At 48.4% G+C, this 15,408-nt stretch carries 13 protein-coding genes; 3 read left to right on the top strand and 10 right to left on the bottom strand.

Going from position 1 to position 15,408, the window contains the following annotated elements; translation table 11 throughout:
• Positions 1-17: 17 nt before the first annotated feature.
• Positions 18-1,106, top strand: coding sequence for an acyltransferase (locus tag M4J38_RS02365; RefSeq protein ID WP_251757919.1), 1,089 nt, complete (start codon positions 18-20; stop codon positions 1,104-1,106).
• A gap of 79 nt (positions 1,107-1,185) precedes the next feature.
• On the opposite strand, the gene M4J38_RS02360 is transcribed toward M4J38_RS02365, so the two are convergent.
• Entirely contained in the window at positions 1,186-1,983 is a 798-nt protein-coding gene (locus M4J38_RS02360) for a 2OG-Fe(II) oxygenase (protein WP_251757918.1), read from the bottom strand.
• 533 nt (positions 1,984-2,516) lie between these two features.
• On the opposite strand from M4J38_RS02360, the gene M4J38_RS02355 reads away from it, so the two are divergent.
• Positions 2,517-6,380 carry a fibronectin type III domain-containing protein gene (locus M4J38_RS02355; protein ID WP_251757917.1) on the top strand — a complete coding sequence of 1,288 codons (3,864 nt, stop codon included), beginning with the start codon at positions 2,517-2,519 and terminating at the stop codon, positions 6,378-6,380.
• Here M4J38_RS02355 and M4J38_RS02350 read toward each other — a convergent pair.
• The 9 genes from M4J38_RS02350 to M4J38_RS02310 all read right to left on the bottom strand — a co-directional run bounded on the left by M4J38_RS02350 (position 6,377) and on the right by M4J38_RS02310 (position 14,340).
• On the bottom strand, positions 6,377-6,778 hold the full coding sequence (locus M4J38_RS02350) for an RNA-binding protein (RefSeq protein ID WP_256469189.1): 402 nt from the start codon (positions 6,776-6,778) through the stop codon (positions 6,377-6,379). The genes M4J38_RS02355 and M4J38_RS02350 overlap by 4 nt on opposite strands.
• A 217-nt stretch (positions 6,779-6,995) precedes the next feature.
• Entirely contained in the window at positions 6,996-7,442 is a 447-nt protein-coding gene (gene rplI, locus M4J38_RS02345; protein WP_251757915.1) for a 50S ribosomal protein L9, read from the bottom strand.
• A gap of 10 nt (positions 7,443-7,452) precedes the next feature.
• Positions 7,453-7,719: a 30S ribosomal protein S18 gene (gene rpsR / locus M4J38_RS02340; protein ID WP_251757914.1), complete on the bottom strand. Its 267-nt coding sequence runs from the start codon at positions 7,717-7,719 to the stop codon at positions 7,453-7,455.
• Between the two features lie 3 nt (positions 7,720-7,722).
• Positions 7,723-8,076 carry a 30S ribosomal protein S6 gene (gene rpsF, locus M4J38_RS02335; protein WP_251757913.1) on the bottom strand — a complete coding sequence of 118 codons (354 nt, stop codon included), beginning with the start codon at positions 8,074-8,076 and terminating at the stop codon, positions 7,723-7,725.
• A 120-nt stretch (positions 8,077-8,196) separates the two neighbouring features.
• Complete coding sequence (locus M4J38_RS02330; RefSeq protein WP_251757912.1) at positions 8,197-9,171, bottom strand: c-type cytochrome; 975 nt, start codon at positions 9,169-9,171, stop codon at positions 8,197-8,199.
• A gap of 174 nt (positions 9,172-9,345) precedes the next feature.
• The gene (locus M4J38_RS02325) at positions 9,346-9,627 is read right to left on the bottom strand and encodes a hypothetical protein (RefSeq protein ID WP_251757911.1); all 282 of its coding nucleotides are present in this window, start codon (positions 9,625-9,627) and stop codon (positions 9,346-9,348) included.
• Between the two features lie 80 nt (positions 9,628-9,707).
• On the bottom strand, positions 9,708-10,517 hold the full coding sequence (locus M4J38_RS02320) for a hypothetical protein (RefSeq protein ID WP_251757910.1): 810 nt from the start codon (positions 10,515-10,517) through the stop codon (positions 9,708-9,710).
• Between the two features lie 166 nt (positions 10,518-10,683).
• A complete protein-coding gene (locus M4J38_RS02315) occupies positions 10,684-11,322 on the bottom strand; it encodes a response regulator transcription factor (protein WP_251757909.1) in 639 nt (212 codons plus the stop codon).
• Between the two features lie 15 nt (positions 11,323-11,337).
• Positions 11,338-14,340 carry a two-component regulator propeller domain-containing protein gene (locus tag M4J38_RS02310; protein WP_251757908.1) on the bottom strand — a complete coding sequence of 1,001 codons (3,003 nt, stop codon included), beginning with the start codon at positions 14,338-14,340 and terminating at the stop codon, positions 11,338-11,340.
• Positions 14,341-14,551: 211 nt separating this feature from the next.
• Between M4J38_RS02310 and M4J38_RS02305 the strand changes: the two genes are divergently transcribed.
• A complete protein-coding gene (locus tag M4J38_RS02305; RefSeq protein WP_251757907.1) occupies positions 14,552-15,406 on the top strand; it encodes a hypothetical protein in 855 nt (284 codons plus the stop codon).
• The last annotated feature ends 2 nt before the right edge of the window (positions 15,407-15,408 follow it).

Raw genomic sequence — 15,408 nt, 5'->3', positions numbered from 1 at the left:
CCGTTAAACAAGTTCAGATGCAGCCGGATAATAAATACGTTTCTTATATCGATGGATTCAGAGGATACGCGATCTTACTCGTGATCCTTTCGCATTTGCACCTTGCGCAAATGGATGTGGCCTTCCTGGGGGTTACCCTTTTCTTTTACGTCAGCGGGTTGCTCATTACCAAACTGATGATTGTGGAATACAATAAGATCGGAACGGTGAAGCTGGGCGAATTTTATATCCGGCGGCTGCTGCGCCTTTACCCGGCCTTGCTGTTGATGCTGCTCGTTTCTATTGTCGTGCTGCTGCTCCATCACTATACGATTATCTGGAGCGATATCCTGGCGGGATTGTTTTATTTCACCAATTACTACCTGGTGTATTTTCACCCCGTGCTTCCCGATTCGAACTATCTGCTGGTGTCAAAAATATTGTGGTCGCTGTCTGTGGAGGAGCATTTTTATATGTTGTTCCCACTGCTTTTCATCACGTTTTATTCCAACGCCCATAAGCGGTTGTTCTACATCATCTTCTTCCTGCTGCTGCTGTTTCTGGGCATCCGGATTTTTACATTTATGACCGCGCCTGGAGGCACCACGGTTTTTCAGCTTACCTACTATACCACCCATTGCAGGGCCGACTCTATTCTTTACGGTTGCTTCTCGGCATTGTTGCTGTATAAATATCAATCTAAGTGGTACCAGCGTTTACTTCAATCGCATATTGCGTTTATCATCGCGGTGGCGCTGCTTGCGGTAACCCTTATTTACAATGATCTTTTTTTCCAGACAACCATAAAATATTCTCTTCAGGGCATTGCGTTCGCGATTATCGTTCCGGCATTCGCTGTGTTGCATACAAAGGGATTCATCCACAAGCTGGTTGATAACAAATTCATGGTATTTACAGGAAAGCTTTGTTACTCCCTTTACCTGTTCCATTGGGTGGCTTTAAAAGTGGGGAACCTTTATTTTGAAAAGAGTAGTTTGGAATGGTACGCGCTCACAATCGTGCTTACGGTAGGTTTGTCTTTAGGGTCTTATTACCTGGTGGAAAAACCATTCGTGGCGTTGAGAAGGAAATTTGGCTCTAATGCACGTCCCGCCACTGTTTCCTGATTCGAATTAAATAGAAACGAAAAGAGCGCATTCCGTTTGAAGGATGCGCTCTTTTCGTTGAATGCCGGAAGATTACTTCCTATTTGGTGATTTTTTTAGCCGCGTCGTAAATGATAGGCGGTGTAAGTTGTTTGATGATGTCTTTGAAAGATTTGCCTGCTTTTTCGTTGGGCCTTGCTTTGAACAGGGTAGAGTGCGCATCGGTGATTTCCTCTTCGGGCCTGCCGTTGGTATAATAGTAAAGCGCGAGCGATTTCCTGCTTCTGTCCGGAGGGCACCTTAACGGATCAGGGTGGCCATGGTAAGAATCGCTGGTGGTGGTGAAGAGCGCCATCCGGTTGAATATGGGGAGGATCTTCTTAACGGCTCCTTTCATTTCTTTGTCCCAGAGTTCAAAATGTCCACCCCAGGATTCGTCCCAGTCTTTGTTCATGTAAACCAGAATGTTCAGTCTGCGGTCGAGATTGGTGAGTTTATTCTTATTGAAATCGGCGTGGATTTTCAGCAATCCGCCGGGAAGTATCTGGTGCGCGCCGCCGCCATCGAAATAAGGGTCGGGGATAAGCGCTTCTATGCCGGTGAGGATGGAAAGGAACTCCAGGAAAGGCTGGGAATTAAGGAAGTGCATGAACTCCCTTGTTTTTTCACCAAAGCGGTATTCGCCTTTGGAGGCCAGTTTGATCTGGTTCGCGTCGTTGTATTTAAGGTCTGGATTCTGGCTGAGGTCAGGGAACTCTTCCAGCACTTCAGATAATTTTTCGGCATTAAAGAAATTATCGAAATAAGTGTTGGGGAAGGGCTCCGCCGAAAGGTAATCGGCCCTTCTGCTTTTTGCGAGGTCATGCAATTCAGATACGGACAGGTCGATAAATTTCATGTGAATAATATTATGATGAATGATTGTACGGGTTTCATGAAATATGGAAGCGTGGTATTGATGAGGTTTTTCCGGGTATTGGGAAGATGTAATTAGTGCCCTTGCACTCAATCCTGAAAAGCGAAATAAAATTACTCAAAAAAGCGAAACTTCATAGTATACCTGCCGGAATTACAGAAAAAAGAATGATGGAAGATGGTATACCCTGAAAGTGGTATTGGAGCAAATTACTGGTTTATAGTACTTTTGTGCAATAGCAACAGATGTGCAAAAATAATTATACCAGGAAGTTGCAGAATTTGAAAAAAGATGCTTCCTTTGTATGTCCTATGTTATAGCTACCTCTGATTCAGCATCCTAGTAATACCACACTACATCTTCAATCTCCTCTGTTGAATTCCATCGTTCCAATCTCCTCCATGGATATTACCGCTTAACTTTTTATCTAACGGCGACAATCCGTATTTATACTGATCGAATCTGAAACCAACCGTGGCTGAAGTAGTGGGCCACACAAACCTTAAAATTAGAGTATGAAAACTTTTACAAGAATTTTCAGCTTACTGGCGATTGTTCTTTGTGCTGCCCTGGGGAACGCGGCGGTGGCACAAACCGGCGTCCTTAACCCGGACGACCCAATCGTTGTTTATAACCCCAGCGCCCCGCCGGCTACCCCGGCTTACGGAACGCTTGCCAAATGGGTGAAAACAAACCGGGTGTCTTTCAATACTTCTTCTTTCAAAGCCTACTATTACAAAGGGATGGCTTTTCGCGTGAAGTTCCCCAAGTCGTACAAAGACTCACTGGGAACAGGTAAGAAATACCCGATCTTTATATTCTTTCACGGTATTGGTGAAAAAGGTACCATTTACGACAACGAATACCAGCTTTACCATGGTGGCCAACGTTTCATGAACTATGTGGACAATGGCAGCTTTGATGGTTTCCTGCTCTATCCGCAAACTTCTTCCGGCTCCGGAGCCTTCAATACCGGGCATTTTCAGAATATCAAAGAGTTGATCGAGAACTATTTTGTTCCTGAGGTAAATGTGGACATCAACCGGGTGATCGTTGACGGCCTTTCCGGCGGCGGCGGTGCAACATGGCAGATGTTGACCAATCACACCAAGCTTGTCGCTGCCGGTTTGCCGATCAGCGCCGTTTCTGTTGCAGACGGTGATGCAAGTAAAGTGCAATCCCTGAAATGGACGCCAATCTGGTTGTTCCAGGGTGGACTTGATAAATCTCCCGCCCCCTTCACAGCAAGAGGCGTGGTTTCCAATTACAGGAATGCAGGTTCTAACATCAGTTATACGGAATACCCCAACCTGGGGCATGGCTGTTGGAACCAGGCCTGGGTGGAACCTCAGTTCATTCCATTCATAAATAAAGCGCACAAGGCCAACCCCTGGCCGCTGAACGGCAGAACGGAATATTGCCCTGGAGATCCCATCAACCAGGTGATCGGGCTTACCGCCGGCTTCGACGGTTACGAATGGCGCAAGAACGGTGAACTGATTGTTGGCGCCAATTCTAATACCATTACAGCCACTTCTGTAGGCGTTTATTCAGCACGCATTCGTCGTGGCACGGAGTGGTCCCCATGGTCCCCTATTCCCGTTGAAATTAAACTGAAAGGCGCCACTGTTTCTCCTGATATCCAGGCTGAAGCGGGCACCACACGTGTAATACCCGCTCCGGACGGAACAAATTCAGTGCAGTTGTTTGTGCCGGAAGGATATGCTTCTTACCAATGGGTAAAAGATGGCAGCGCTACTGTGTTGGGTACTTCCAATACATACGTGGCAACTTCAGCAGGAGCCTACCGTGTGAAAGTGACCGAAGAGTTTGGCTGTTCAAGCGAGTTCTCTAATCCCTTCACCGTGATTGACGCGAATGGCGCCAATGGTCCTTCTTCAGCTTCAGGCGTAATTGCGACCGTTCTTTCCAAAACTTCCATCAAACTCGATTGGAACCAGAGCAGTAATCCGGCTCCCGGAACAAATGAAACCGGATTCGAAATTTACCGTTCTCTCAGTTCCGGTTCAGGCTACACACTGATCGCTACCACTGCGGCGGATGCCACTGGTTACACAGATACTGACCTTAACTCCAACACGCAGTATTTTTATCGTGTAAGGGCTATCAACCTGAACGGCGCTTCCGCCACTACCGACCCGGTTAATGGTACAACGCTTTCGGATATCCAGGCACCATCTGCCCCTGGAAGCCTCAGCATTACAGGAACCACCAGGAACTCCGTTTCCCTCACCTGGAGCGAGTCGCTGGATGATGTAGGCGTTGTTGCTTATGATATTTATGTGAATGGGGTTAAGTTCTATGAAACAGAGCTTACAGCTTTCACCGTGTATAACCTGCAATATGGACAGTCGTACAACTTTAAAGTACAGGCAAGGGACTTTGCAGGCAATAAGTCTCCGTTCAGCAGCCAGGTCACCGGCCAGCCATTACTGAATGGACTGAATTATAAATACTACACCTTTACGGGTACCTGGAGCAATCTCCCCAACTTCAACGACCTGGATCCTGTGGCTACAGGTGTTGTTCCCAATGTAACACTGGCTCCACGTTCACAGAACGATAACTTTGGGTTCCTGTGGGAAGGATTCATCAACATCACGCAGGCCGGAACCTATTATTTCCGTACCAACTCGGATGACGGAAGCCGGTTGTGGCTCGGATCGCTCGGACAAACATCCTCTCCGTACGCCTTCGGTACCACGTCTACTGTAAACAATGATGGTCAGCACGGTTCTCAGAACAGGGAATCCGTTGCACTGAACCTGTCTGTTGGTGTATACCCCATCGCTATCGGTTTCTTTGAGCAGGGTGGTGGTGAAGCCATGACGGTTTCCTGGAGAACACCATCTAGCGGCACCAGCTACGTTACTATTCCCAATAGCGCGTTCTCTGATCCTCCGGTAAACAATGGTTCGGCCCCTGCTGTTCCATCTGGATTGAGCGCTAACGCTGTTTCTTACAAACGCATCAATCTCGCCTGGACAGACAACAGCGATAACGAGAGTGGCTTTGAGGTATGGAGGTCAACCAATCCAGCTGACGATTATGCCATTATCGGAACATCCGCTGCAAATGCCACTACATTTGTGGATACGCTTGGTCTTGATGCAAGCACCACCTACTTCTACAGGTTGCGCGCCATCGGTCAGTACGGAGAGTCCGCTTTCATCCCTGCTGTAACCACCGATGCGCAGGCGCAATGGCGCTTCAATGGTAACCTCACGGATGCTTCCGGCAACGGAAGAACCATTACCGGAAGTAATAACCCCGGTTATGATGCGAACGATAAAAAAGAAGGTTCACATGCTCTTACATTCAATGGCTCGAACCAACACCTGGATGTAGCCACATCTTCAGGAGATTATATCCGTGGCGGTTATTCTTCCAAGTCTATTTCATTCTGGATGAAATCTAACTCCAATACCGGTAACAGGGTAGTGGTTGATTTCGGCGGAAATGATGATGGTCTGGCCATCAGGTTAGATGGCAACAGGCTTTATGCCGGCGCCGCTTACACCAATTTCATCTTTGTTACCCGCAAGAGCATTTCCGCTCCTTATACCAGCACAGATTGGAATTATGTGACGGTGGTATACAATGCGAACAGCCTGAAATTGTATATCAATGGTGTTGAGGTTGCAGCCGACAATAACCTTGGTTTCAACGCAATAGGGGAAACTTCGAACGCCTCCAGGATCGGTACCGTGAACAGCAGTAATGCTTTCAATACCGCTACTGGCCGCTTCTCCGGAAAGCTGGACGACTTCGTGGTGTTTGGTAAGGCGCTGACTGTTTCAGAAATCGGTCAGTTGATGAATGATGCTTATGGTAAAGTGTTTGCCACCACAATGGCGCTGCCTCCTGCTCCTTCCGCTCCTACAGGACTGGATGCAAATGGAACATCTACTTCTTCCATCGCTGTAACATGGGCCGATAATGCCAACAATGAGGAGAAATACGAACTCTACCGTTCCACTACAGCCAATGGGGTATATGTATTGCTGGCCAGCCTGCCTGCGAATACTACCACTTACAATGATACCGCACTGCTTTCCAATGCAGTATTCTACTACAAAGTGCGTGCGGTAAATGAAGGAGGGCATTCCGCTTACAGCAATGAAGACAGTGCGGCCACGCAAAACAATGCGCCCACGATCACTGCTATTGATCACCAATACATGCGCTTCGGTACGCAATTGAACCTGCCTGTTTCCGCTACGGACGCCGATCCTGAGACGCTGACCATCCACAGTACGAAACGAAAATCAACAAAGCAGTCGCGCGAAATACTCAAACAAAAAAAGTCTCCCCAATGGGGAGACTTGAATTTGTTTAATGATCTTAAACCTGATTAGTAACGGTTGTATCCACCGCCACCGCCGCGGCCACCACCGTAGCCACCGCCACCGCGGTTTCCACCACCACCAAATCCGCCACGGCTTCCACCGCCGCCGCCGCCGAAGCTTCTTTTCTTGAAGCCACCGCCGCCGCCAGCTGATGAACCACCTTGCTTAGGTTGTGATTCGTTTACAACGATGTTACGACCCATAGTCTCAACACCGTTCAGGTTTTCAATAGCAGTTTTACCCGCTTCATCGTCAGACATTTCAACGAAACCAAAGCCTTTGCTGCGGTTGTTGTTGAATTTGTCGGTAACGATTTTGGCAGAAGTAACTTCGCCATAAGGAGCGAAAAGCTCCAGGAGATCTTGCTCAGTCATATCCCAACTGAGATTTCCAACGTAAATGTTCATGATTCTAAATTAAAAAAATAAATAAACCATCATGATAACAGTGATCAATGAACCAGGAACAATTTTCGAGAAATGCTCAGAGAACGATTGGATACTGTAAAGATCATTCTGGACACACCGAAGGTATATTTTTATTTTGATTTATGAAATTTATTTTTTATGAATAGAAAAACCCCGCAATCGCGGGGTTTTTACCTGGTATATCTTCGAATTTCGCTTATTCAGCTACGATTTCCAGCTCTACTTCAGTAGCATGGCCATTTCCAAAGTCGATGTTCGCTTTGAATGTACCCAGCTCCTTGATGTCTTCAGCCAGGGAGATACGACGACGGTCGATATCATACCCTTTCTGATCGCGGATCGCTTTGGCGATCTGAACAGAAGTAACGCTACCAAAGATCTTCTCGCTGGCACCAACTTTCGCTCCGATTTTCACCGGACCTTCTTTCAGTACCGCGATCACGTTGTTGATCTCGGAGAGCATCTTCTCTTCTTTCTTCGCTTTCTGCTTCAGGCGCTCCTGGAGTTGCTTCAGGTTAGAAGCACTTGCTTCTACGGCGAACTTGTTTGGGATCAGGAAGTTACGGGCATACCCGTTCTTCACCGTTACCAGTTCGTTGGCACCACCCAGGTTGTTTACGTCTTGTATCAATATTACTTGCATGGTGTCCTCCTTACTTTAACAGGTCTGTTACGTAGGGCAATATCGCCATCTGACGGGCTTTTTTCACAGCATCAGATACCTTCCGCTGAAACTTCAGGGAGTTACCGGTGATCCTGCGGGGCAACAGTTTACCCTGCTCGTTGATAAATTTCTTCAGGAACTCGCCATCTTTGTAATCGATGTACTTGATCCCCATCTTCTTGAAGCGGCAGTATTTCTTCTGGCGCTTTTCGGTCTTGATCGCAGTTAAATACTTGATCTCGTTTGCTTTGGCCATAAATTAACCCTCCACTTTTTCGGATGAAGCCTGTACGCCACTTCTCTTTTTCGCATTGTACTCGACGGCGTATTTATCGAGTTTGGTAGCCATGTGACGGAGAACGCTCTCGTCACGCAGAAGCTGGATCTTCAGCTTCTCATTGAAGTCGGATGGCGCACTGTACTCCAGGACCCAGTAAATACCTGTGGTCTTCTTCTGGATAGGGTACGCCAGTGATTTCAGTCCCCAGGGGTTCGTGTGAACCACCGATCCGCCTGCATCTGTGAGCAGGTCGATGTACTTTTTCTGAGACGCTTTGAAGTCATCATCAGAAAGCACAGGGGTAAAAATCACCATCAATTCGTAATTGTTCATGATCCCTGTTTTTGTTTAATTTTTAATTCCGCAAACCCACACGCTTACTAAAAGCAGTACGGTTTACACCCAAAATGGGGTGCAAAGGTAAACCTTTATACTGAAAAACCAAGCAGGGGACTACTTCCGGGGCACGAATTTTTCCACCTTATTCTCCAAAGCCGGTACGGTGCGGAGGAACGCGTAAATCGCGCCCAGGTCACTTTCTTTCATGTTCGCGTACATCGTCCAGGGCATAATGGTGTTGAAATCTCCCTGTTTAACGGGTACATGCTGACGACCACTGTCGGCGTACATTTTAAACCTTTCTATGAACATTTCCTTCGTCCAGTTTTTAATGCCCGTTTCATGTGGCGTAAGGTTGGACGTAAATAAGGTGCCATTGGGCATAGGGAAAGCCCTTCCGCCCGAAAACGCCTTTTCAAACACCGGCGCGCCCTTTTCAAATGGAGAGTGACATTCCACGCAACTCGCCGCGGTAATCAGGTATTTGCCATAGGCCAGTGTATCCGTCTCGGCCGGTTTTTTGGTAAAAGCCGGTTTCTTTGGAATCGTGTTCAGGATATAGCTGAAGGGAAAATCCACTTCAGGAAGCGGCACTTCGTTCTCAATAGCGGGTAAGGTGCGGAGATAAGCGATCACACTTTTAATGTCTTCTTCGTCAAGTTGACCGTAGGCAGGATGCGGCATCAGGGGGAACAAAGGTCGCCCATCTTTGGAGACGCCAGAGGTAATGGCACGGAATACCTCGCCATCCGTCCAGTCTTTTAGTCCTGCGGGCGTGATGTTGCGGGCGTAGAAAACACCGGGCATGCCCATTTCCCTGTCGAAACGGTCACCACCTTTTCCAAGGGTGCCGGGAACTGGTGGGGCGGAGAATTCGTTCCAGTTGCGGGTGCTGTGGCAATCCATACATACCATCACGCTATTGGCAAGGTATTCGCCGCGGCTAACCCGTTCAGGCGTAATATCCACCTGCATTACGGGAGCATCGCCCACATCGGGAAGCGCTGTTTTGATGTACACGGCAACGCCGGCCACGCACACCACCAGCAGCAGTACCAGGATACCCAGTACTTTGAATACTTTTTTCATTTTTTGATTGATTGTTTGGGTTATGTTATAAGAAGGGTTTACAAAATGGCATCGCAGGAGAACGGGATCAGGATACAAGAACGGTACAGGAAATCTCAGTGAAGGCGTACCATCACTGAGATCGTTTTTTCATGGCTACCCGTAAGTCGCCTTGTATGAAGGGGAAGTTATGGATTATTTAACGAACTGGCGGAAGATCAGCAGGGTGCGTTCAGGTAATCCGTTACCGGTTGCCGGCGTTTCAGGTTCCTGTTCCTCGCAAAGCGAGGATGTGGCTGAACCGGGAACCAGCTGTTGTAACCTGCCCAGCAGGGAGAAATTGGCATGAAACCTTCCGCTTTCCGCGCTGGCTACTGCCGGCTCGCAGGCGACGGACTTCACCGCCCCGCTCAGATCGAGTTTCGCAATGGCAACACCGGCTGCCAGGATTCCAATAGAGAGGAGCAATTGTTTCATGATTGTTTGATTAACTGGCGCAAATGTACAACTGGTTTTTCTTCCCCACAATCACATGAAGTGGGTATTTTATCCTGCTTTTAGTAGGTATAGGTATAATTTACTTCGTAGGTATCCCCGTCTTCCGTGTGTTTCTCCTTCAGTTTGGTGGGATACCCCTGCGCATCGTATTCGTAAATTTTCTCAATCGTGGCTTGTAACAGACCTTCAGCATCATAGTGTTTGATGAGCGTTGGGTTGTTGGGGCGGTAAGAAGGATCCACGATACCGGTCATATTGGACGTAATGCTGATGGGGTCGAACTTATTGTCGTACTGCTCATATTCCTCCCTGTATTCCAGTTCATAACCGTCGTCGCCGGAAACATAGGCGTAGTACTTTACTGTTTTCAGGTTGCCGTTCGCATGGTACTCGTAGGTCACTTTGGAGTCGGGAGCAAATGTATTGCCTTCTTCTTTTTCATAAGTGATGGTCTGGGCAAGTTTTCCGTTGTTCCAGGTGAACTCATCGTAACTGATTTTCACGTTGTTTTCATCGAAATCCTCTGATTTGGAAGGATAGTTCCCGCTATAGGTGATCACGCTTTTCTCCCCTTCAGAAGTAATCACTTCTTTTACTTTGTTTCCGTTGTAAGTAAAGGATGTTTCCAAAACGATAGGTACTTGTCCGAACGACATGCTGCTTTTCATTTTGCTGAGTTTGCCGTCGTTGTTGTAAGAGAAGCTCACGTAGTTGTTGGCATCTACCGCGAATCTGGTGATCTTCTTACCTGCGGGTGGATTACCTCCTCCGGGTTCATCGTTGTCTTTTTTGCAGGAAGTACCCAGGAGCAGCGCGGCGAACGCGAGGGCGGCAGTAATTGTTCTGCCGGTTTGTTGTAACATGTTCATGATGGTTGGTTTAAATGTGTGATGAAATTTGTACCGCAAAATTCACGGGAATCGGGCTGCGTTACAATCGCATGTAGATGTGAAAACCAATGCCATCTGAAGAAAGCTACCACATAACGGGGTGGTGGTGCAACGGTTAAGGCTGCAAGGTTGTCGCCGTTTCTTTTTAAATGATCCTGTCTTTGAAAGCTTTGGCCACGGCCTCCGATTTGGAGTTCACGTGCAGCTTCTCGTAAATCTTTTTAATATGCGACCTTACCGTATCTATGGAGATGTACATTTCCGCGGCGATCATTTTATAGCTGTAGCCATTCACGAGTAATTGTAATACTTCTTTTTCCCGGTCGGAAAGGTTGTAATTGTCTTCTTCGCGGTTGGAAACGGGTTGCCCGGAGAACATCTGGAGCACCTGCCTTGCGATAGAGCTCGTCATAGGCGCCCCGCCATCAAACACGTCCTGGATGTATTCGAGCAGTTTGGACGGCGGTGTTTTTTTGAGCAGGTAGCCATCGGCGCCGGAACGGATGGCTTCAAACACGTTCTTGTTGTCATCAAAAACGGTGAGCATCAGCACCTTCACCTGGTTGTCGACCTCCCTGATCAGTTTCAGCCCTTCAATGCCGTTCGTTCCCGGCATATCTATATCCATCAGCACCACGTCAGGCTTCAGTTCCCTGATTTCTTCCTTTACATTGTTGCAGTTGCGGAACGCGCCCGCCACCGCGAACTTGTCGAAACCGTTGATCAGCATGCTGAGGCCCTCTCTGAGCTGGGTATTGTCTTCATACAAAACGATCCGGATCATACGCACATTTTTATTTTATGATATATTGAATTCGAGTGTGATGGTTGTTCCTTTCCCGGGTACACTGTCTAAACGGAGTTTTCCCTTCAGTTCCTGCGCCCGTTTGTGCATGTTGGCGATGCCGTTGCCATATTCAGCCCGTGTGGTATCGAAGCCGCTGCCATTGTCTTCTATGCGAAGGTACAATATGCTTCTTTTGAGCGTGAATTCTGTTCTTACCTGCGTGGCACCGGCGTATTTGGCAATGTTGTTCACGGATTCTTTAAAGATCATGAAGAAGTCATGTCTCGATTCCAGGTCGAGTTTGATGTGCTGTACCTGGTCGTCGATGATGAATTCGCACAGCATATCTTTAGGCTCCAGTACCGTGGTCGCGAATTCGCGCATCCGCGCGAGGATGTTCTGCATGGAATCGTTCACGGGGTTGATGGACCACACGATATCGTCCATGGATTCCATCATACGCGAGGAGTTGTCGCTGATGCTGTGGATGAATTCCAGCGCACGTTCCTGGTCGGTATGTATTTTCATCCGGGCCATTTCAGAAAGAATATTGATGGTGCTGAGGGTGGAACCCATATCATCGTGCAGGTCGCGGGCAATCCGTTTACGCACGCTTTCCATATCCAGCAAACGCTGTATCCTGATGCGTTGCACGAGGTACACAACGCCGGCGAGTAATACGGCCGCGAGCAGGTAGAACCACCAGGAGCGCCAGTACGGACTGGAGATATGTATCTTCAATGTTGTTTCCGGCGTAACCGCGCTGCCATCGGCTTTTTCCGCTTTCACGCGGAAAGTGTAGTTCCCGCCATCGAGGTTGGTATAGGTGGCGAAGCGGATGTTTCCGGCGCGCACCCAGTCTTTATCAACACCTTCTAACTGGTAGTAATAAACGATTTTATCTTTATCCGCGTAACTGAGCGAAGCGAATTCCACCGTAAAATAATTTTCACGGTGCGAAAGGCGGATGGGGGTATTGCTGAGGATAGAATCCAGTGGTTGTTGGATGCTGAACAATTTGAACCCGGTAATGGTCACATTTGGAAGCGGCGCCACCTCCAACTTTTTATCCGGTTGTATGAATGCGATGGTTCTGTTGCCGCCGATCAGTAATTTCCCGCTGCGCAAACGGATGTTGGCGATGCTTTCATAGTTGTCATCCAGTATGCCGTCCCTGGCGCCGTATACCACGGTTTTCCCGGAAGGAATGTGTAACCTGCCCACTTCGTGGTTGGTGCTGAAACAAAGGTATGCTTCGTTCTCTTTCAGGATGTTCACGATCATGTTGTCGGGCAATCCGTTGGCCAGTGTGAATTGTTTCATCCTGCCGTTATCTGGGTTGATCAGTTCTATGCCATAGTCTGAAGCGGCGGCGAATAAGGTATCGGACAGCCACAACAGGTCTCCGTACCCGTAACTCAGCGTTTTGTTGGTTTTATTTTCCTGGGAGAAACGTTGTTTTACCGCACCTGTTTGCCTATCGATCTCAATGATACCATAGGTAGAAGTGGTGGCCCAGATTCTTCCCCTGGGATCTTCCACGAGTTTGTTGATGTTGCCGAATTGTTCGCCGGAAGGATAGCGTTGATCAGTAAAACGGGTATAGCTGTTGGTGGCGGGATCATATTTTACGATCAGTCCGTGTTGGGTGCCCAGCCATACTTCTCCGTTCCGCGCAACGGTGATGCAGCGGATGGTGCGGTTGTCGAAAACGGGATGCTGCCCTTTCTCTACGAGGGTGCCATTTTTATCGAAGCGCATCAGGTAACCGAGCTGGCAGCCGACCCAGATGTTTTGTGCGCTGTCGTAGGCAAGACTCCAGCAAAGGTCTCCGTTCACGTCTCCGGTGCTGAACTCCTTCTTCAGCCTGAACTGAGGGTCGAAGTAGTATAATCCAGACCCCCAGGTACTTACGATCACATCGCCGCCTGGTATTTCGCAGAAGCCGGTGATGTTGAGCGCCGAAGTTTTTTTGTCCATCCCCGCGCGCAGCAATACCGTTCCCGCTTTTTTAGGGTCGGGGTTAAAAAGGAAAATACCGTTGCTGGTACCCAGCCAAAGGTTATGTTGTTTGTCTTCACTGATGTGATAGATGCGGTCGAAGTCAATACCGTATTGGTAGCGTTCATCGGTATGAATGGTCTCGAATGTACCGGAACCCTGTTGGTAGGACGTGAAGAATTCCCCTACCGACCAGACTCTTTTCCGGCTGTCTTCAAATAACATGGCTTGTTCCCCTGCGGCGGCTGCTTTGTGAAAGCGCTGGTGTTGCCGGTCATCTGATACAAATGTGGGCATAGATACGGTGGCCGCGTCCCAGGTGGTGATCCAGACCCGGTGTTGCCGGTCGATCATCATATTCAGAATGGGCTTCCTGAATTCTGGTGCGGAAAGAAAGGGGAAAAGAGCGACAGTATTTTCACGGGTTAGACACTTGTTTTTTTCCTGGTCATAAAGGCGTATGCCATCATCCGTGGCCAGCCAGAGATAGGGGAGAAGCGGATCCTGCACCACATCCATGATCCTGGTGTGCGCCAGTTGAGGCAAACAGGTAAGCGCCGGGTCGAAATGCCCGGTTTTGGGATTGTAAATAAATGCGCCTTGTTTGCGTGTGGTGAGCCAGGTATTGCCTTCGCGGTCACGGAAAATATCCAGAATTTCCATGGTATGGCTGAGGTTGCCGCGCATCACGGGCACCTGTTTCAGGTACCTGCCGGCAATATGGAAAAGGGTGACACCGGAAGAGGAGGCGGCCCATATTCTGGAGCTGTCGTCTTCCATCAGCCGGAGAATTTTGTTATCGGGGAGCTGACCGGTGCGGCCGGGAATATGTCTGAAGGTCTGAAACTGTTGCCCGTCGTAGCGTTGGAGTCCGTTGGAAGTGCCGAACCACATGAACCCATGACTGTCCTGTAAAACAGCGTAAACATGGTTGGAAGCCAGCCCGTCGTTCTTGTGCAGCCGGGTATAGATGTACACTTCCTTTTGCGCATGTACGCCGGTTGCCAGGAGCAACAGCAGTATTGTAATGAATTTTCTCAGTTTAGGCTGGTTTTGAACAGGATAAAAATACAACTGCTTCCCGGTTCAGGAACGCTGATTTTCAAAATAACATCTTTATGTGGTGGAGGAAGCGGAATGGCATGTGCGGCAGGCTTTTTTCACCTGCTTATGTGGTTGCCGCGCAAACCCGCTTCCCGGAACTTTGTGTTCTAAAATAGCAAACATGAATAACAAAAGAACGCCACTGCTGAACGGCAGGGTAAAACTAGCGCTCACTTTATGCGCCATGATCGCTGCGGTGCTGCTTTCCTCCTTTGTGAAAGAAAAACACCGTGATATGGCGGTGCAAAACCTCCTCGATGAACTGGGCATTACACCGAAACAGGCACAGGAACATGTATGGACATCCATAAGTACCCGTTACCTTCCTTATGCAGGGAAGTTAAAAGTCCTGCGGAAGTATGAACCTGCCCAGCAGGCTTCTGCGGCGAAGGAACTACTTGCATTCGCAAAGCAATACACGGAATCGCCTGAATTCGCTGCCCGTTACGAAAGTTTCAGGCAGGAGCATGCGCCCAAAGCCCCTTCCACCGCTGCCGAAGAAATGCAGAAAATGGTAGATGGCGCGAAGCAGGGAAAGGCAAATATTGAAAAGAGCCTGCCCGGCACTTCAGGAGAAACAAAGCAATCGCTCGAAGAAGCCCTTACCATGTTTAATGAGCAAATACGCATGTACAGTGATCCCAAACATCCCGATTACCAGAACATGAAGGAGATGATGGAAATGACTTATACCCATTCCAAAAAGCAATACCAGGACAACCTCGTTCAGTTTGAAAAAGACTATCCCAAAGCGCCCGGTCAATATGTAAAAAGAAAACTGCAGCAGTTCCTTCAGTTGTCCGGCACCGTTGATTTTGCCGCCGAACTGAAAGATGGCCCCGGCGGAAAGAAATACTTCGTAAAAGCAGAATACGAAAAGAAGCCTGACGAATGGAAGAAATGTTTCCGTGCTGGCAAAGAAGCTGTCACCGCTGCCCGGACTTATGTAACCGAATGGCAGAACAGCATTAAATAATG

Origin of the sequence: Parasegetibacter sp. NRK P23, from assembly GCF_023721715.1 — a bacterium.
Classification (GTDB): Bacteria; Bacteroidota; Bacteroidia; order Chitinophagales; family Chitinophagaceae; genus Parasegetibacter.
Note: the sequence above shows the minus strand (reverse complement) of the source record. Positions and strands in the feature narration are given on the sequence as shown.